Here is an 18,635-nt window from a genome sequence, read left to right as displayed (position 1 = left end):
TATATTTTTCATCTTCAAGTTTTAGCCTGCTGCATTATTTTTTGCGGCTAAAAATACGGTAATTTATATCTTTAAAAACGGGATACTTACTTTCGCGTTCTGAAAGCCACTTTGCATCAGGCGAATCGGCTCCAAGGGCCTCATAGGCTGCCGTAAAAGAATTGACATGCTCTACAAAACGCCTTTCTGCAAAATCTTTAAGCTGCGGATCATTTATATAAAGGGGCCAATAAACGGACTGTAAAAGAAGCACCTCTCTCGCCGCAGCATTTAAAACGCGCTCTTTTAAGCTGCCGTCTGCAGGAAACATCTCGACAAGATCGATCATCCTCTCGGTAATCTTAACTATATATCTATACATCCAGTCGTTTTCATTTGTTAAAAGTTCATCCGCATAACCTGACTTTAAAAAGGAAGAAAAAAACGGCTTAACAGTATAAAGCTGCTTAGACAAATTAGCGGCATCTGAAGGTAACATAGTTTCCAACTCTTCATTATCATTTATCAGCCTAAAAACCCGCTCAAGCCAGATAAGACCTTCACACCATTTTTTACCGAAAAAATCGGATGAGATAATCAAAAGGGAAAACGGTGATTCACCCCCCCCCGTTTCTTTAACGGCTCTTAAAGCCTCTGCACGAGAGTTTACATAGGATTCGGCATCTGCCAAAATTTGAGCATGAGCTTTTTGTATGTCATAAGGAGTTTCTTCTTCATCCCTTGACCAATACCTGAACCCTATTGCCCGCCTGCCCTTTGAAGTATCGAATACTGAAGCTAAATATTCTTCGGATTGTCTAAAGCCGACATCATTTTCCACATCAATATAAACCTTATTTTGAGGAAACCCGTTGAGCTCATCATAAATAGAATTACAAGCGGAAAGATCACAGGCTAAAAATTTTAACCCGTTTTTTGAAGCTGCTGCCGAAAAAACACCGGCAGGCGGAACCTTATCCGAAAGCAAAAAACCTTCCGAAGAAACAACCGTATAATCATAACCGTAACTTCTTATAATATCATCCAAACCGTCAAAATAAGCCATTGAAGGAATCCAAAAACCTGAGGGAACAGAGCTGAAATGTTTGCGGTAATTTATCTGCCCCATTTCTATCTGTGCAGCAATAGCTTCCGGCATACTCAAAAAAAACGGTAAGAATGAATTGGTTGCAGTCGTTGCCAACAGCTCTACATAACCTTGACGAGCAAGATAATCAAACTGCTTTAAAACATTTCCTCCGCAATCTTCAAAGATACGCTTATCATCATTAAAACGCTTTAAGTTGTACTGAATAAGTTTTTTTGTCTCTGCACATTCTGCAAAGCATTCAAGTTCTTTTTTTGCAAACTCGATTTTGCGCTGAACATGTTGACGGTATCTATCCTGCAAAACCTTGTCGTCAAGCATATCGCATAGTGCGGGTTCAAAAACAACACCTATTTTAAACGGAATATTTTCTTTTTGTAAGTTAGAACACATTTTCAAGACAGGCAGATAAAGATAAGATAAAGCATCAAAAAGCCAATCCTCTTCTATAAGGCCCTGCTCAACTTCATTGCATACATACGGCAAATGAGCATCCAAAATAAAAATTAATTTATAATCTTTCAATTTTCGGCTCCTCTTTTCCCCTAAAGGCCTGACGATAATTTTTAAAATGCTGTTTTTTTAACTCGGAAATTCCTGAAAGATATACCGACGAGCTTACATCATTATCAAGAACGCATAAATTATTAGGAATATTTTTCCGTCTAAGCCTTATAAGATTAGACTTTGCTAAAACGGAAACCTCTCCTTCAATTTTACGGGAGCATAATTCAACCCTTGTTACCGAATCTTCAAAAGAAAGATAAAAATATCTATTCCTATCTGCCTCTGCCACATCAATATCAAAATAATCATATGATTCGGACAGATTATTTTCAGACAGCAAAAGAACCCTTAAAAAGAAAGAGTCAAAATCGGGATCATCCACTAAATTTAGAAATTCGGGCTTATAAAAATCCCAAAAAGCAAAGGCCCACATTGGGTCCCTGAGCAGCACATGAATTTCAGTCTTGTTGTAGGAAAGAGCCAAGCCGGCATTTCCTTTACCATCCATTTCATCATCTAAAAACAACTCATCATTGCTGACCTTTAAAAGCTTGCTATCAGATACATTAGAATCTTCGTCTATTTCAAGCAGTTCTTCAATTATTAGATTTCTGCATAGCCCTTTCGGTACAAATATGCCGTAATCATCGGCAATTTGTAAAAGCTCATCCGTAGAAACGGATTGTAAATAACTTTTTGATAAATTCACACATTTCCCCTAAATCAGCGGATTCCGCCGCCAACTACACTATTAAACTAGTTCATAATAATGCAAAAAAAAAGCCGTTATGTCAAGAGAAGTAAACTATAAAACAGCTTTTTAACGGCATCATGGTAAAATTATCGGCATTTATACTTGGTTTCTGAATATGTCAGAACTCATTGAAAAAAAACTCCTTTTATGGTATAAAATAATATATCAAGTTGAACCAAAATAAGCCGAAAATAAGGGGGGAGGCCCGCTCAAATGCCCAGTATAAAAGAGCTTGAAAAATTTAAAAATCAACTTCTCGCAATAGCAAACGAACCCGAAATTACGGCAAAATGGGGGGAAAGACGTGAAGATCTTCCTTTACCTAAAGAAGTGCCTCTTCCTGATGTAAATCTGGATGACTTATTAGGTTTTAAAGAAGAAGACAAAATTCCTCCTAAACAAGAACAGGATGATTCTTCGGAATTTGATGTGGCAGATATCTTTCCTGCAGAAAAAGATGAAAACGATGGCGCTTCCCAAGACTTTGACAACATGCTTTCCGGTTTGGATCTTGAAGGACCTGATTCATTGGATGACATAGACGGCTTAGATGATGACGGCTTTGATGTACCCGAAGCTCTGCTCTCCGGACTGGGGGATATGGTTGAAGATGCCAGAAGTGAAGATGCCGTAAATACGAATGATGAAACAGATGATATTTTCCCGGATTTTGATACGGACTTTGCAGTACAGGAGCCGGTTTCAGATGAAACAAATAAACCCGACATAGAAAATATAGCCGATTTAGATGATTTTACTGATGAAATAGCACCCTTAGAAGATGCCGGCACGTCTTTCGAACCTGCCGATTTAGGCATAACCGCATCAAGCGATACCGATAATGATGTAGGCGAACTCGAAAGTATAGATTTTTCACCCGCGAATGAAGGTCTTGCAAGCATGGATTTTGCTCCTCTGTCCAATAATCCTGACAGCATAGATATGTCGCCGGAAATAGATGAGCTTGAGGGTCTAGACATATCACCTGAGAAAGACTCTCCGAAAACTTTCGATCTATCGTCTAAAGCTGATGAACTTGAAGACTCTGACCTATCGCCTGAAAGGGACAAACTTGAAGACCTTGACCTATCGCCTGAAACTGATGAACTTGAAGACCTTGACCTATCGCCCGAAGCTGATGAGCTTGAAGATCTTAACCTATCACCGGAAGACGAAGGCCTTGAAAGTATGGATATTTCTCCCATCACAGATACCCCCGACAGTATAGATCTGTCTTCTCCACAATCTGATAAAGGAGATTTTTCAAGCTTTTCAAAATCATCAGATCCGCAGGAACCCTCCTTTGACGAATCTTTGACGGGAGAAGACTTGCATGGTTTGGAAGAGTCAAGCCCTGCTCAAGAAAATGTCTCACCGCCGGGAAGCGGCTTTACAGACATAGATATTCCCGAAATAGACGAGCACACAGCCTTTGCTATAGATGACAATGTTTTAAATACCGAAATGGGCGGAGGAATGGATGATTTTTCCGTTCCTGAAAGTTTTATCCAATTTTCTCCCGAGAAGAATTTTAAATTTTTTGAATCAAAAAAGCCCATCGATGAAGAAGAATATGAGGGAAAAATTCCCCTTTCAATTTCTGAAGATGATTATGACTACCTGATAGAAAGAGTTTCTTCATTCCCTCTCAATTTAAGAATAGAACTTGAAGACTATCTTGTAAATGTGGACGATTCCGAATTAAACAAGATGGAAATCGTTCATTTAATTGTAAACGATGTTTCTCTAAAAAAGATAGTAAGCAAATTAGAAGGTATCTTAGATAAATCCATTCCTATTCCGAGGGGATTCGATAAAAAATCCTATGAAGACTACGAAAAAGAAAAACGCAGCTTTAAGTACCGCTTTGTACATAAAATATTACCTGCAGCAATTTTAACCACTGTAGTCCTATGTTTTATATTTTCGATTTTTGTTCTTGTATGGCAATTTATATACAAACCGGTTGTAGCCGAAGGCTACTATAAAGAAGGAATGACCAGTATAGAATCGGGCCAATATGAAAGAGCTATCAAGCGCTTTGATGAGGCGGGAACTTATAAGAAAAAACGAAAATGGTATTTTAAATTTGCAAATGCCTTCCGTGAAAAAAAGCAGTTTCTATCCGCAGAAACAATTTATGAGCGGCTTTTATCCGACTTTAACCATGACCGCCAAGGCGGTATCGAATATGCAGATATGCTCAGTACCGATTTACGCAATTATGAAAAGGCCGAAAAGGTTCTTAAAAGAGGAGTCCTAGACTATCACATAAATGACCAAAGTACTCTTCTAGCCTTAGGAGACGTTTATTTGGACTGGGCAGATGAAGATTCTACAAAGTATGAAGAGGCCAGAAAAACCTATGCAAGCCTTATAAACCTTTACGGATCCAAGGACGTATTTTCAGGAAGAATGATGCGTTACTTTATCCGCACGGACAATTTGGCTGAAGTTTTACCTTTAAAAAACTATTTTTTAAACAAAAAACTGCCCGATGAAGACCTCATCGAACTCAGCGGCTATCTTCTTGAAAAACGGTATGAGCCCAAACCTACCGATTCTGAAAATCTGATAGGCAAAATAGATGATTTGCGGGAACTATTGGAAAAATCCATAAAAAAACGGCCTGAAAGCCCTGAAGCCAATTATAATATGGGACGCTTCTTTTTACACAATCAAAAAAATGAAGCAGCCAAGGATTATCTTGTAAACGCAATAAACCTCTACGAAGACAGCATAAAAATGACGCCCAAACGTACTATCAGACAGATAGATGCAATGCGTCTTTACGGAGAGCTCATAGCAGGCGATAAGCTGTATAACGAAGCTCAAGAAATCTATGCAAAAGCCTTGTCCAAATACGAAGCTTACACAGCTCAAAAGGGCATTTATCCGTCCCCTGTTGTCGGAAAACTTTATGCAAACTATGGAGATATTTCTTATTTTATAGCCGGAGATTATGATGAAGCCTTGGATGCTTACGAACATGCAGTCCGTGAATTAAATAACAGTCCCTCAATTCAATACAAGATGGGCTATATCTATTATCAAAAAGAAAATTATTCGGATGCGATGAAGGCTATGACTCTGGCTTACAGCGAGAAACCTAACGATAAGAACCTTTTATACGGATTTGGAAATGTCCTATTTAAATATACCAATTATTTTGCGGCCCAAGCTTACTATGAAAGACTGATGGAATTACTGGAAGCCGAAAAAATAAGAAAGGGAATTATTTTTCCGCAAACCCGTGTTGACCATGCGGAATTTGTAGAAGACTATATGCACACTTCAAATAATCTTGCTGTAGTGCTTAACAGGATAGCCGTTCAAAACGGAGATTCCAACAAAAACGGAAGAGCCCTATCCTTGTTCGGAGAATCGACAAGGGCTTGGGACGCTCTAAACAGAAATCCGGAAACTATGATTCGGGCAAAAACGATAAACCTAGCTTATGCAAATATTCAAAACATGGTAAAACCGCGCTCTGCATTTGTACCGGAAATCTACAGCGATATACCTAAGACCCTTGAAAACGAAAAGATTCTACAACAAACGGAAGACAGATAGGCGGGAGCGAAAATAAAACGGAGAGAAATTATGATCAAAAAACCAAACTTATTTTTTTCCATCTTGCTTTTAATTTTTTTAAGTTTTAATATCTATACTCAAGAAGCGGCATCAAAACAAGAAATTGAACAAAAAACCGAAGAAACAAATGAGGCGAATCAAGCAGAAGTTTTAACAAAGGTTCCATCAGACTTCGGTTTTTACATAGGTACGGAAATGGTATTTTCCAGTCTGAAAAAACACGCTGCTCCGCCCTTTGGCGTTGCTTTAAATCTAGGGGCCGAATACGAATATAAGGGAATAAAAATGTTAAGCATAGTTCCCTCCTTGGATTTTTCTCTTTTTCACTATGGTTTTTACAAAAACAGGGCCTATATTTGCGAAATAGAACATAGGACGGCACTTACAATGAGCTTTTTACTTGATGTTCCTTTTTTAGCAAGACTTGACTTAAAAAGATGGACAATCAGCATGGGCGGAGGCCTTGCTTTTTTTATACGATTCGGCTTGCTTGAACCCGGAATAAAACCTGATGCAGCCGGTTCTGATGGATTAACTACAGCAAAAGAAGTGCGGGAAATAAACCGGTATTTTTGGCAAAACGGACGCTTTATTTACCCCTCACTGCGCATTAAAGCCGAATATACCCTAACCTCAGGCTGGAAGGCAGGTGTACAACTTAAAGCTTACCTGCCATTTTCAAACCTTTGGGATAAACTCGTCAACAAGAGTTCAGACGGCTTAATAGTTCAGGCAGGTATTGTCTTACACCCTGCGGTCAAAAAATAGGTATTCGCAAAAAGAAACAAATTAAAGGGCATCTCTATTCCGAAGGACGCGAAGCAAATCCAACAAGGTTTTTAGAGATGCCCTAGAATCTTTTAATTTCTCCCTATTCCGAATCAATAGCAAAAGAATCGACCTTGTCTTTTAAGAATGAGATAAATTCATCTAAGGTCATAACCTTTTGACCGCCCTTTCTCATTCGGACAGCAACGGAATTATTGTCCATTTCGCTTTGGCCTACAATCAGCTGATAGATGACCTTTTCTTCTTGGTGTTTTCTGATTTTAGCATTCATTCTATCGGTTCCGATGTCGGCTATAACCCTAAAGCCCTTTTCGTCCAAGACCTTTTGAACCTTTTGAGCGTATTCGTTAAAGGCGGGGGCTACGGGAACGATAACCGCCTGCACAGGGGCCAGCCAAGGAGGCATAATACCTGCACAGTTTTCTATTAAAATTCCTATAAACCTTTCCAGTGAGCCTAAAACAGCCCTATGAAGCATTACAGGATGATGCTTATTGTTGTCATCTCCAATGTACTCGGCATTTAGTCTTTCTGCCGACGGAAGCTGATAATCCAGCTGTATGGTTCCGCACTGCCATTCACGGCCGAGGGCATCGATTAAAGTAAACTCCAGCTTAGGCCCATAAAAAGCACCCTCGCCTTCTGCAATTTCATATTTGAGGCCGGCATCTGCACAAGCATCAGAGAGCGCCTTTTCCGCCCTGTCCCATGTAGCATCGTCCCCTACCCTCTGCTCTGGACGCGTAGAAAATTTAACAAGAATTTTATCTTCAGCAAAGCCGAAATCTGCATACATGCGCTTTAACAAGGCACAGAATTTTGAAACTTCGGAAGAAATTTGCTCTTCGGTACAAAAAATATGGGCATCATCTTGAACAAACCCGCGGATACGCATAATACCGTGTAAAGAACCCGAGGGCTCATTTCGGGTACAAGAACCGAATTCGGCTAAGCGCAAGGGTAAATCCTTGTAGCTTTTAATTCCCTGCTTAAATATTTCCACATGGCCGGGACAGTTCATCGGCTTTAAAGCAAAGAGGCGCTTTTCGCTTTCGGTTATAAACATATTTTCTTTATACTTAGCCCAATGGCCCGACCTTTCCCACAAGGAGCGGGGCATAACAAAGGGTGTATGAACCTCAAGGTAGCCGTCTTCCTTTATGCGTTTTCTTACATAATTTTGTATGGTCAAATAAAGAGTCCAGCCTTTAGGATGCCAAAATATTTGCCCGGGATTTTCTTCATCTATATGAAATAGATTCATAGCCTTTCCGATCCTTCGGTGATCCCGCTTTTCGGCTTCTTCAAGCATAGCCAAGTACTCTTTTAAATCGTTGGGCTTTTCCCAAGCCGTACCGTAAATTCGGGTAAGCATGGGCCTTGTTTCATCGCCCCGCCAATATGCTCCGGCTATTTTCATAAGTTTAAACCCTTGAGCATTTATGTCGGCCATCGAGCATACATGGGGACCTCTGCAAAGGTCGGTAAATTCACCGGACTTATAAATACTTATCTCTTCGTCTGCAGGCAAACCCTTTATAAGTTCAATCTTAAAAGGCTGATCCTTAAACATTTCAAGAGCCTTTTCTCTGCTTATCACTTCCTTTTCAAAATTTGAACGGGTAGTTAGAATTTTACGCATTTCTTTTTCGATTGCGGGTAAGTCATCATTGTTTATGGGACGAGGCAGTTCAAAATCATAATAAAATCCGTAATCGATAGCCGGCCCGATCGCAACCTTTGTTCCCGGAAATAGATTAACTACGGCTTCAGCCATAACATGGGCAGTACTATGCCTCAGAGTACCTAATTTTTTTGATTTTTCTTGTAAAGTTGACATATTTTCCCCTATCTTATGCTTGACATATATTGTTAATTTTAACAAAAAGCTATATACTGTTATAGCTTAAAAGAAACATTATCATATCGACATTAGTATACTCTATTGATTAGTCTTGAGTCAATAGATTATAATTCATAAACTAATGGAAAAGAAAAAAAATGCCGACAATAGATTGAGGCTTTCTTAATCTAAAACGGAGGAATCTAAGGTGAAAAAAATTTTAATAAGTATTTTTTGCATTATTCAATCTTTATTTATATTTGCTCAAAACATGACCGAGTCTGTTTCAAAGGCCGATGTTTCTATAAGATTTTATGACAGGCGTGTTTATTATCCCGGATCGGGAGCTTCCGAACCTATTTTTGTACAAATTTCAATTACAAACAATAAGTCGGAAACCCTTCGATTTAAACTTGCAGATGACAGGTCATTTAGCATAGATTTCGGAATTATAAACAGTAAAAACAGACAATTACAGCACACAGCAGAATGGATGAGGAAAAGAAATACTAACCGCCAAATTTATTTCCGCGAAATAACCTTGGAACCCGGAGAAACATATTCTTTTATCGAAAACATAAAAGATTATATCGAAATTAACGAGCCCGGAATCTTCCTTGTAAATTCTTTGTTTTTTCCCGAATTAAAACGGTATTCGGACAATTCGGAAGCACACGTAATTTCAAATAAGTTAAGCCTTGAAATAAAACCGGCACCTTCAGCCGCAGCCTTGGGTTCATTACCTGTTTCTCCGCTTTCAGGCGAGATATTACAGGCAAAACCCATTCCGCCGGATCAGGTAATAAGTTATCTTTTAACTGCCCGCCAAAAATCTCTATGGGAGCAATTTTTTCTCTATATGGATTTGGAAAAAATGATATCCAGAGATCCTTCCCGCAATCGAAGATTTAAGGCAGAATCAGAAGCCGGCAGAATGGAAATGGTTGAAGTGTACAAACACGAATTAAGTCAAGAAAGAGTCGATAAAGATATTGCCGTCATTCCGGTAGAATTTAAAATAGAACATACGGGCTACACAGACACAAAGGCAGAAGTCAAGGTAATAGAATGGTTTGAATACTCCAATTTTAGAGAAAAGAAACGCTTTACATATTTTTTAGCCTCAAAAGACGGTATATGGACCGTATATGATTATATAGTTGAGAACTTAGGAACGGAATAAGGATAAGTTTTAAAATGAAAGCATTATTGATTTCGGATTTACCTCGTTCAACTGATGATTTACAACCCCTTTTTTCCGAGTATAAATTTGACCTTATACATTACCGCTCTCCGCTAAAAGCCTTGGATAATATTGAAGAAATTAGTCCCAATATTGTACTTATCAATACCAGAGACTTCCCACGTCATTGGAAGCCTATTACACAGCATATCCGATGGGATACTTCAAGGGAAGAAATACCGGTAATACTTTTGACTCCGTCCGATTTTTCGGCAGATGAAGCAGACAAAGCAATGTTTTTAGGAGTCCAAGGTATTATAAACTTAAAAGAAAACAATAATTTTAATGACGACGTCCTTAAAGAATTACGTATGATTTTTAACCGGTATAATTATAATCATATCAAAAATATTGAAAAGAGTGTTCAGTTTTTATTTACAAATCCTATAAATGAAACAATAATAACCGGAACGGTAAAAAACTTAACCGAGAACGATATAGTGTTCTTACCGGATATGCCTGCAAATGTAGGTAATTTAAATGCAGGCATGGTTCTCGATCAATGCTCCTTAAAAATAGAGCACAACTTTATAGTTCCAAATTGTAAAATAGTTTCAAATGACGGTATTTTAAATTTAAAATTTGTGGATTTATCCGGTGAGGATAAAAAAACTATTACGGACTTCTTAAATTAAAAGCCCTCTGGAATAAAGCTCGCTTAATATTTTTTTCACAATTTTTTCAGGCGTTAGATTATCCGTGTCTATAATGAGATCTGCCTTTTCGTATTTTGTATTATCGATACCGTATAGCTCTTTGTATCTTCGTGTATCTTCCATATCCCGCAAATCGGTATCGGCCTTTATTTTTTCTATATCGCCGCCTTCCCTTTTTTGAATTCTTTTTGCGCGTACTTCTATAGAGGCTCTTAGATAAACTCTCAAATCAGCCTGATTTAAAAGCCAAATTGCCAATCTTGAACCCAAGACACAGGAGCTTGCTTCTGCAAGCTCAATCTGTTTTTTATCTACCGTTTTATCAAAAGAAAAATCTTCTTGGGCCCTTCGTAATACCTCTTCAAAAGAGATATTAAGCTCCTTAGCAATATTTTTAAAAGTATAATTGATACAGGGTAAATTTAAGGTCTTTGCAGTTAAGGTAGAAACCGTAGTATTTCCGCAGCCGGAAGGACCGGAAATTGCAATTCTCAGTTCCTTTCCTTCAGGGATTTTAAAAGCCGTCTTTTTCATATTTTCTCCGATAAAACCTACTCTACATTCCTGCTTTGTTCTCTTATGTTTTCAAGAGCATCTTTTACTTCGATAATAGACTGAGCCATTTCAATCATCTGATTTTTTGAACCTATGGTGTTTATTTCCCTGTTTATCTCTTGACAGATAAAGTCGAGTTTTTTTCCTATGGGCTCATTCTTTTTAAGCTCATGAGATAGAGAATTACAATGGGCTTCAAGCCTGACAATTTCTTCGTTGATTGTATACTTTACAAGCATTACGGCAACTTCCTGCATAATGCGTTGTTCATTTATTTCGCTGCCTAAAAGTTCGGTAAATCTTTCTTTAATATTTTGACAAAAAATTTCTTCCATTTGAGGCGCATATTTTTTTATTACCTTCAATGAGGCATAAATCCTGTCCAGATTGCTTAAAATATCTTTTTTTAAGACATCTCCTTCATCAAGCCTCGTCTTATCGTATTTTGTAAAAGTCTCTTCAAATATGGGAAGCAGGGTGTTTTCCCAAGCGGAAATATCTATATTCCTTTCTATAATGATTACACCGTCCTTTTCGGAAAATCGGTTTATATCTATTTCGGGGTTTATTCCTGCAGCCTCGGCCACCTCCCTCATAGCCTTTGCATAGGCCTTAGCAACCTTAGTATTGGTGAGGATATCTACATCTATATCCGCATCCTTTACATGGAGGGAAACTTCAACCTTTCCGCGGGCTATTTTTTCAGAAAAGTAAGCTCTAAAAATAGGCTCAAGGGCAGAAAGCCAAAAGGGAAAATTTAAATTTAAATCCAAATATCTTGAATTATAGCTTTTTAGTTCCAAACTTATAAAGGAATTAGGTTCGGTCTTTTCGGTAAGGGCATAGCCCGTCATACTTTTCATATATTTTTCCTTATTTTAACTAAGCTCTTTTAAAATCTCGGTGCCCAGAACATAATTATCCCCCGCACCAATCGTAATAAAAATATCCCCCGGCTTTAATTTTTCTAAAACAAAGTTTTTTGCGTCCAATACTTCATTAAAGAAAAAGACGTTTTTATGATATTTTTTTGTGCGGTTAAAAAGGAGCTCTGCATCTACCTGCCCCTGATATTTCTCTCGTGCCGAGCTGAAAATCTTGTGCAAAATCACCATATCGGCATCTTCAAAACAAGAAGCAAATTCTTCCAAAAGAGCTTCCGTCCGAGTATATGTATGGGACATAAAATCTGCAATTATTCTCCTTTTCGGATAAAATTGTCGTAGGCCGCTTAAAAGGGACTTGATAGCCGTAGGATGATGGGCATAGTCATCATAAACCAAAATATCCTTAGATTCTACCTTACCTATTAACTCGGTACGCCTCTTTGCTCCGGCGTATGAAGATACGGCCTTTTTGATGGCAGAAACATTGGCCATCGAGATTTCGCCGTATTCTTCTTTTAAAAGGCTCACCGAAAGGGCTATTGCAGCAGCGGCATTTAAGGCATTATGTTTGCCAGGGATTTGCAGATAAAACTCTCCCGAAAAACCGGCAAGAGAAAAATAAAGTTTTTCATCCCGTACGCCTGAAACAGTCAGCTTATAATCTCCCGAAGCTTTTTCCCCATAGGGAATAAAAATAAGATCGGGCCTACTCGAAAAACTTAAACGGGCAGCCTCGCAAGCTCCATCATCATCTGCACAATAAAAGAGTTCGCTGAATTGGGGAAGTCTGTCGATGTACTGCAAAAAGGCCGTCAATATAGACTCATAGGTCGGATAATAATCTTGATGATCCGGTTCAATACCGGTTAAAATTATCTTTTTAGGATGAAAGTTTAAAAAATGTCTTTTATATTCGCATGTTTCGGCAACAAAGTATTTTGAACCGTTAAGCATTGTGCACGAATCGCCGAAGCTCTTTATTACGCTTCCTGCTAATACCGAAACGGGAAGTTTTAATTCTTTTAATATAGAACCCGTAATCCCCGTTGTGCTGGTCTTTCCTTGGACACCTGCAATGCCGCAAGAATAGGAATGACGGGACAAGGCGCCTATAGCCTCGGGATAAGACATCTTTGGGAGGTCTTTTTGTTCTATAGCATACATTTCTTCGTTATTATCGGGGGAGTAGGCTGCCGAATAGATAACAAGCCCTACATCATCAGGAATATTATCGGGAGAAAAGGGAGAAAAAATATCTATATTAAGTTTTTTTAAAGCATCATCAGTATAAAAATTTTCAGGTACATCGCTTCCTAAAACCACGGCTCCACGCGAAACCAAAATTTCCGCCAAAGCCGTCATTCCCGTACCCTTAATACCGATCATATAAATCTTAAAACCTTTTAAATTATCGGGTAGAATAACTTGACACATGCGTATATAATATTCTATATTCTGTTTTTTAGCAATAGGGCACAGCTTGGAACGCGTCATTGATGCGGAACCCAAGGCCCGGAGGTCTTATATGAATACCGAAGAATTCAGTAAATGGCTTGATGCCTTTATAAATTATGAAAGAAATGCGCACAAAGACGAAAACAATCTTAAAAAAATGCGGAAATTTGCCGATTTTTTCGGCAATCCTCAAGACGATTTTCTATCAATTCATATTGCAGGCTCAAAAGGAAAGGGGTCCGTTTCTACCATGATTGCTTCAATCTTAAAAGAAGCCGGAAAAAAAACAGGCCTTTACACCTCTCCCCATGTATCGGACTTTAGAGAGAGGATGACCCAAGCAGGAAGTTTTTTTGATGATGAGGCCTACTCTGCCTCTTATAAAAAAATCGTTGAAGGCTTTGGGGCTATACTCAAAAAGGAACCCGAAATAGATCCCGGCTGGTTTGAAATAGTTACGGTTACGGCCTTTTTGCTTTTTAGTATGCAAAAAACGGATTGGGCGGTTATCGAAACCGGTATGGGCGGAAGGCTTGATATGACAAATATCCTCAAACCTAGGGCCTGCGTTTTAACCCCTATTGAGCTTGAACATACCCAGTACTTGGGCGATACCCTCGAAAAAATAGCTTTTGAAAAAGCCGGCATCATAAAAGAAAATACTCCCGTCTTTTGCTGTAAACAGCCTGATGGGGTTCTGGCTGTCTTTAAAAAAAGAGCGGCTGAGCTGAATGCGGAATTTTTTTATATCCTCGACATCGTAAAAGAACCCGTAAATTACAGTCTTTCAAAAGCGGGTTTAAAAATAGATATGGAATTCAAAAATTCGCATTATTTAAGCAAGCTATTTAAAAGGCCCATAAGCTCAAACCTAAAACTCCTTGACCTGATTCAGGCTGAAAATGCAGTCCTCGCAGCCTGTACGGTAAAATATCTTTTTCCTGAAATGGATGAGGCTCTTATAGAAAGGGGGCTTGCATCGGCTTGGCTGCCTGCCCGCTTTGAGCTTCTTTCGGATAATCCTGAAATTATAATAGATGGCGCCCATACAAAAAACAGCATTGCCCTGTGCATGAGCACCTATACCGAGCTTGTAAAAGAAAAAGGAACTCTCATCTTTGCATGTGCCGAAGACAAAAACGTAAGGGACATGGTTCCTTTTTTTAAGGATAATTTTACAAAAATAATCGTTACAATTCCGGGCGCGTCAAAAAAGAGTAATCCCGATTTAAGCTATACAATTTTCCAAGAAGGGCTTAAAGCTTCTTCCTGTATGGTAGAAAAAAATGCGGACTATGAAGCCGTAATAAAAAACGAGATAATCGAATGTAGAGAAAAAAAGCAGCCCCTCTTGATTACAGGATCATTTTATCTGGCGGCTGAAGCAAAAAGGATACATAGTCTTTTGAGTCCTCAAGCTTAAAGTCTCTTTTAGGTTCCGGAAAGGAAAGGCCTACGGCGTAAAGCTGCAAGGGATAAGAATGATCTTCTATTTTTTCCTGCGGAAAATCTTTGAATTTTCCGTTGTATAAAGGGTCGCCGTAAATAGGCAGCCCTATGGAAGCAAGGTGAGCCCTTACCTGATGCCTAAAGCCTTGAGTTAAGGTACAGGTTACCCTCGGTACCGAATCATCTAAATTATTTATATCGATAATATTGGTTGTATAAATTTTAGCTGTAGAAGAAAAATCTCTCATACCGTAAAAAACGGGAAGAACTTTTTTACCCTTTGGACCGAAGCTTCTAAACTGACTTGAAATTCTATATGGAAGGTTCAACCGTGAAAAATCGGCATTTAAATCCGACTCATTATCAATATCCGTAAAGGCGACATAGGTTTTCTTTATTAAATCGTTTCCTTGCATTAAATTTAAGGCATCATAGCTTTCTTGATTTTTTGCCATTAAAACCAAACCGCTTGTTGCCGTATCAAGCCTGTGAACAAGGCCTGCTTCAATATCTTTTTTTCCTTTTACCGACACTGCTTCGGGGCATCTTTTTAAAAACCAAGAAACCAGAGTACCTTCTTCATCCTCTGAAAGAGGAGCCGTAGGCATTCCGCGAGGCTTATATAAAACGGCATAAGCCTCATTTTCAAAAATAACTTCAGCTTGAGAAGAGAATTTACAATCAATTAACATAGAGCCTCCCGTATCAGTATTTGTTTAAAATCATTAGGTATAGGCGCCTTAAATTCTTTTTTTGAATTTACGGTATCAGGAATTATCAGCTTATAAGCATGAAGCATAAGCGGCATACCGGTCTTTTTGGCAAGACCTGTTTTCTTTTCAAGACCTGTCTTTTTTTTGCCGTAAACTTTGTCTCCTGCAACGGGACATCCCATAAACTTGGCATGTAAGCGGATTTGATGAGTCCGGCCTGTGTAAATCCTAAAAAGAACCAAGGACATTTTTCCGTCGGATTTCAAAACCTTATAGGCTGAAAGAGCTTTTTTCCCTTTTGACAAATCGGCAGAGACGCTAAATTTTTTTCTGTCGGAACTTGATCGAAAAACAGAAGTCTTTATCCTGCCCTTATTTTTAGGCGGAACGCCGTCAAGGACTGCAAGATAATATTTTTTTACCGCCCTTTTTTTAAAAAAAGATTTTAAAAGCTTTTCGGTTTTTAAATTCCTTGCCGTAATAATAAGCCCCGAAGTTTCCTTATCCAGACGGTGAACAATACCCATGCGGTAGGGCTCCAAAGAAAGTTTTTCAATATTCTTTACTTCGCCACTTAAAAGCTTATTAAGTTCTACGGCAAACTCATCCTTAATCCTAGAATCATAAAGTCTGTAATAATTTAAAGCATTTACAAGGGTGCCGTCCCAATTTCCGCCTGCCGGATGCGTTACCATGCCCCTTTCCTTGTTTACAACAATTATATTCTCGTCTTCATAAATTATATTAAGCGGAAGTTTTTGAGGATGAGCATATTCGGGGATCGGATTATCCCAAACAAGCTCAATAAGGTCTCCGTTTTGAACATTGCGGGAAAGCTTGGCTTTTTGCGAATTTACATAAAGGGACTTTAAGCCCGTCTTTAATTGAGAGCGGCTTAAGTGTTTCAAGGTTTCGGTACAATAAACATCAATCCTGCAAGGAGATACAAGACCGTCAACCTTAAATTTTTCGGATATGGATCTGCAAGGAACACTCTTATTGAGCGTCATCGGATTCCTCTGTTTTTGAAGTTTCGGTTTCTTCACTTTTATTTTCTTCAATGGGGATCAACAAAATTGCGGGCTCCTCATTTTTTTCCTCAAGTTTTTTTGCGTTAGCCCTTTTAATTGAACGGTAGGTTATATCTATTATAGCAACCCCCAATGAAATACCGACAGCCGTTAAAAAAACACCCAACTGTTCCTTTTCAGTAAGCTTTACCGCAATCTTGGCATCTTTAAGAGGCCATGGATTATAGGCAGGGTCCCCCTTATGCGCTATTGAGCGGCCTATGTCATAGGCCCAAAACGATAAAAGCGAAACAAAGGGCAGGGCACCAAAAGTTATAATTTCAAAACGGCGTAAATCCTTTTGCCATTGCTTAAACTCCTCGGCCCCATAGGGATCGGGGGTTTTTGAAACCTTGGTGTCTTCAGCGTAAACCGGAAAAACGGAAAAAAGAGAAACAAAGAAAATTAAAAAAGCAATTTTTTTTGTATGCTTCATTTATTTTGTCCAAATCTTTTTATAGATGCCCTATTATATCAGAAAGAAGCAAAAAGTCATATAGGGCAAGGGATTCGGCTCTTAAATTTCCGCTTAAGCCTGACCTTTCTAAAACAAGATCGATCTTATCGCCGTATCCGTTTGATTTCATCCACGAACCCAAATTGTTTTTTATATTTTTTCGGCGCGAAGAAAAAAGAGCCTTCACTATTTTGATAAAAAGTTTAAAGTTTTTATATTCTGCAAATTCTTTTTTTGCCTTAAACAAGACAGCGGCAGATTCGACATTGGGCTGAGGCCAAAAAGCTGAGGCAGGAATTGTCTTGACTATCTTACACTCATAAAACAAGGAGCATAGTACCGAAAATGCCGTATAGTTTTTATTGCCGGGTCTTGCCGTAATTCTTTCGGCTGCTTCTTTTTGCACGGTAAATAGCATTGTATCAAAAACAACTCCGGCTTCTACCGTAGAAGCAATCAGATCAGAGGCAATGTTATACGGAAGATTGCCGAAAAAAACATTGGGCTTTCCATGCTCTATTAAATAAGGAAGCCAGTTTTTTTGAACATCCCCTTCAATTAAGGTAAAGTTTTGTTTTGAGTTTTCTAAAAAGATTTTTTTTAAAAGGGATATAAAGCCCTTGTCAATTTCAAAGGCGGTAAGATGAACACCCTTTTCTAAAAGAAGATAGGTCATAGCCCCAAGCCCGGGGCCTACTTCCCAAACCCTTGTTCCCTTATCAAGAGTCAAAAAGGAAATCAAGTTCTCGCGTGTCTTTTTATCGATTAAAAAATTTTGACCGAATTTTTTTTGCATGGCAAAACCCAGAGTCTCTAAAAGAGATTTGAGTTCTGCCGGAGAGTCATAATTCGGGGGACTTAAAAAAAAACCGGAGTTCATCGAACCCGTACCCTATTCGCACAAAAGAGCATAAACCTCCGCGGGGTCGGTTGAATTTAATAGGCTGCTTTTAAGTTCTTCATTACGCAGTTTTGCACTAAAATGGGAGATTGTCTGCAAATAATAATCATGCTGATTGTTTGCAGCAGCAATCATAAAGACCAAACGCACGGGATTTCCGTCAACAGCGTCAAAGTCTAAAATATCCCTTTTAGAAATACCTACAGCCATAACAAGATCGGTAACTGAAGACAATCTTACGTGGGGAATAGCAATTCCTCTTCCTACAGCGGTAGACATGAGAGCTTCTCTTTTTAAAATTGCATCTAAAAGCTCTGCAGAATTTTTTACCTGAGGAGCCTTAGCCAGAACCTCGGACATCATAACCAAAACATCATGCTTTGAAGCATAATCCAAAAGGACAACCCGATCGGGCGACAAAAAATTCTCGGTTACTATTTTATGCTGCTTAGAAACTGAAGTTTTTGAAGAGGCTAACCTTTCATCAACCCAGCTCTCAATGTCATCTTTTTTAAAACGCCAAACCGTCCCAATTTTTCCGGCAGGTATTTCACCTTTTTGAGCCCACTCGTAAACGGTTCTTTCGGAAACACGCAAATAACGGGCCACTTCTTCAATAGTTAAAATTTCGCTTGACAAAAATTTACCTCACTAAATATTTAAGCTCGCTCGAGT

16 protein-coding genes are annotated in these 18,635 nt (G+C 38.7%); 5 read left to right on the top strand and 11 right to left on the bottom strand.

Translation table 11 applies throughout. The annotated features are described in order from the left end of the window. Window positions 1–34: 34 nt before the first annotated feature. Both TDE_RS05230 and TDE_RS05225 read right to left on the bottom strand, forming a co-directional pair. Entirely contained in the window at window positions 35–1,612 is a 1,578-nt protein-coding gene (locus TDE_RS05230; RefSeq protein ID WP_002682403.1) for a glycoside hydrolase family 57 protein, read from the bottom strand. Further along, a complete protein-coding gene (locus TDE_RS05225) occupies window positions 1,599–2,303 on the bottom strand; it encodes a DUF4912 domain-containing protein (protein ID WP_002670630.1) in 705 nt (234 codons plus the stop codon). Before TDE_RS05225 ends, TDE_RS05230 begins: the two co-directional genes overlap by 14 nt. Before the next feature lie 258 nt (window positions 2,304–2,561). On the opposite strand from TDE_RS05225, the gene flcA reads away from it, so the two are divergent. Next, a complete protein-coding gene (gene flcA / locus TDE_RS05220; protein WP_002682402.1) occupies window positions 2,562–5,921 on the top strand; it encodes a periplasmic flagellar collar protein FlcA in 3,360 nt (1,119 codons plus the stop codon). 30 nt (window positions 5,922–5,951) lie between these two features. After that, on the top strand, window positions 5,952–6,710 hold the full coding sequence (locus TDE_RS05215) for a hypothetical protein (protein WP_002682401.1): 759 nt from the start codon (window positions 5,952–5,954) through the stop codon (window positions 6,708–6,710). 103 nt (window positions 6,711–6,813) lie between these two features. Here the strand turns inward: TDE_RS05215 and thrS are convergent, their stop codons facing one another. Then, window positions 6,814–8,571 (bottom strand): threonine--tRNA ligase, encoded by a 1,758-nt coding sequence (thrS, locus tag TDE_RS05210; protein WP_002682400.1) that lies wholly within the window; start codon window positions 8,569–8,571, stop codon window positions 6,814–6,816. Between the two features lie 211 nt (window positions 8,572–8,782). Here thrS and TDE_RS05205 point away from each other — a divergent pair, with 211 nt between their 5' ends. Together TDE_RS05205 and TDE_RS05200 are read left to right on the top strand one after the other, a co-directional pair. Next, a complete protein-coding gene (locus TDE_RS05205; protein ID WP_002670623.1) occupies window positions 8,783–9,757 on the top strand; it encodes a hypothetical protein in 975 nt (324 codons plus the stop codon). Window positions 9,758–9,771: 14 nt separating this feature from the next. Then, window positions 9,772–10,452, top strand: a complete 681-nt coding sequence (locus TDE_RS05200; protein WP_002671768.1) for a hypothetical protein — start codon at window positions 9,772–9,774, stop codon at window positions 10,450–10,452. Here TDE_RS05200 and cmk read toward each other — a convergent pair. Genes cmk through murC form a run of 3 tightly spaced genes read right to left on the bottom strand, consistent with a single transcriptional unit; the run spans window position 10,444 to window position 13,349 of the window. Next, a complete protein-coding gene (gene cmk / locus TDE_RS05195; RefSeq protein ID WP_002682399.1) occupies window positions 10,444–11,007 on the bottom strand; it encodes a (d)CMP kinase in 564 nt (187 codons plus the stop codon). The genes TDE_RS05200 and cmk overlap by 9 nt on opposite strands. Before the next feature lie 17 nt (window positions 11,008–11,024). After that, entirely contained in the window at window positions 11,025–11,891 is an 867-nt protein-coding gene (locus tag TDE_RS05190) for a YicC/YloC family endoribonuclease (protein ID WP_002682397.1), read from the bottom strand. 15 nt (window positions 11,892–11,906) lie between these two features. Then, window positions 11,907–13,349 (bottom strand): UDP-N-acetylmuramate--L-alanine ligase, encoded by a 1,443-nt coding sequence (murC, locus tag TDE_RS05185; RefSeq protein ID WP_010956876.1) that lies wholly within the window; start codon window positions 13,347–13,349, stop codon window positions 11,907–11,909. A 91-nt stretch (window positions 13,350–13,440) separates the two neighbouring features. On the opposite strand from murC, the gene TDE_RS05180 reads away from it, so the two are divergent. Continuing rightward, window positions 13,441–14,793 carry a bifunctional folylpolyglutamate synthase/dihydrofolate synthase gene (locus TDE_RS05180; RefSeq protein ID WP_002682395.1) on the top strand — a complete coding sequence of 451 codons (1,353 nt, stop codon included), beginning with the start codon at window positions 13,441–13,443 and terminating at the stop codon, window positions 14,791–14,793. Here the strand turns inward: TDE_RS05180 and TDE_RS05175 are convergent. The 5 genes from TDE_RS05175 to TDE_RS05155 are packed head-to-tail and all read right to left on the bottom strand — an operon-like array spanning window position 14,726 to window position 18,599. Beyond that, window positions 14,726–15,511, bottom strand: a complete 786-nt coding sequence (locus tag TDE_RS05175; RefSeq protein ID WP_002682394.1) for a pseudouridine synthase family protein — start codon at window positions 15,509–15,511, stop codon at window positions 14,726–14,728. The two genes, TDE_RS05180 and TDE_RS05175, sit on opposite strands and share 68 nt — an antisense overlap. Continuing rightward, on the bottom strand, window positions 15,505–16,542 hold the full coding sequence (locus TDE_RS05170) for an RluA family pseudouridine synthase (protein WP_002682393.1): 1,038 nt from the start codon (window positions 16,540–16,542) through the stop codon (window positions 15,505–15,507). Before TDE_RS05170 ends, TDE_RS05175 begins: the two co-directional genes overlap by 7 nt. Continuing rightward, the gene (locus TDE_RS05165; RefSeq protein WP_002682391.1) at window positions 16,529–17,038 is read right to left on the bottom strand and encodes a hypothetical protein; all 510 of its coding nucleotides are present in this window, start codon (window positions 17,036–17,038) and stop codon (window positions 16,529–16,531) included. Before TDE_RS05165 ends, TDE_RS05170 begins: the two co-directional genes overlap by 14 nt. A gap of 19 nt (window positions 17,039–17,057) precedes the next feature. Beyond that, window positions 17,058–17,939, bottom strand: a complete 882-nt coding sequence (gene rsmA, locus TDE_RS05160) for a 16S rRNA (adenine(1518)-N(6)/adenine(1519)-N(6))-dimethyltransferase RsmA (protein WP_002682389.1) — start codon at window positions 17,937–17,939, stop codon at window positions 17,058–17,060. 12 nt (window positions 17,940–17,951) lie between these two features. After that, the gene (locus TDE_RS05155; protein ID WP_002682388.1) at window positions 17,952–18,599 is read right to left on the bottom strand and encodes a PTS sugar transporter subunit IIA; all 648 of its coding nucleotides are present in this window, start codon (window positions 18,597–18,599) and stop codon (window positions 17,952–17,954) included. Window positions 18,600–18,635 lie beyond the last annotated feature (36 nt).

It is taken from the genome of Treponema denticola ATCC 35405, assembly GCF_000008185.1.
GTDB classification, from domain to species: domain Bacteria; phylum Spirochaetota; class Spirochaetia; order Treponematales; family Treponemataceae; genus Treponema_B; species Treponema_B denticola.
Note: the sequence above shows the minus strand (reverse complement) of the source record. Positions and strands in the feature narration are given on the sequence as shown.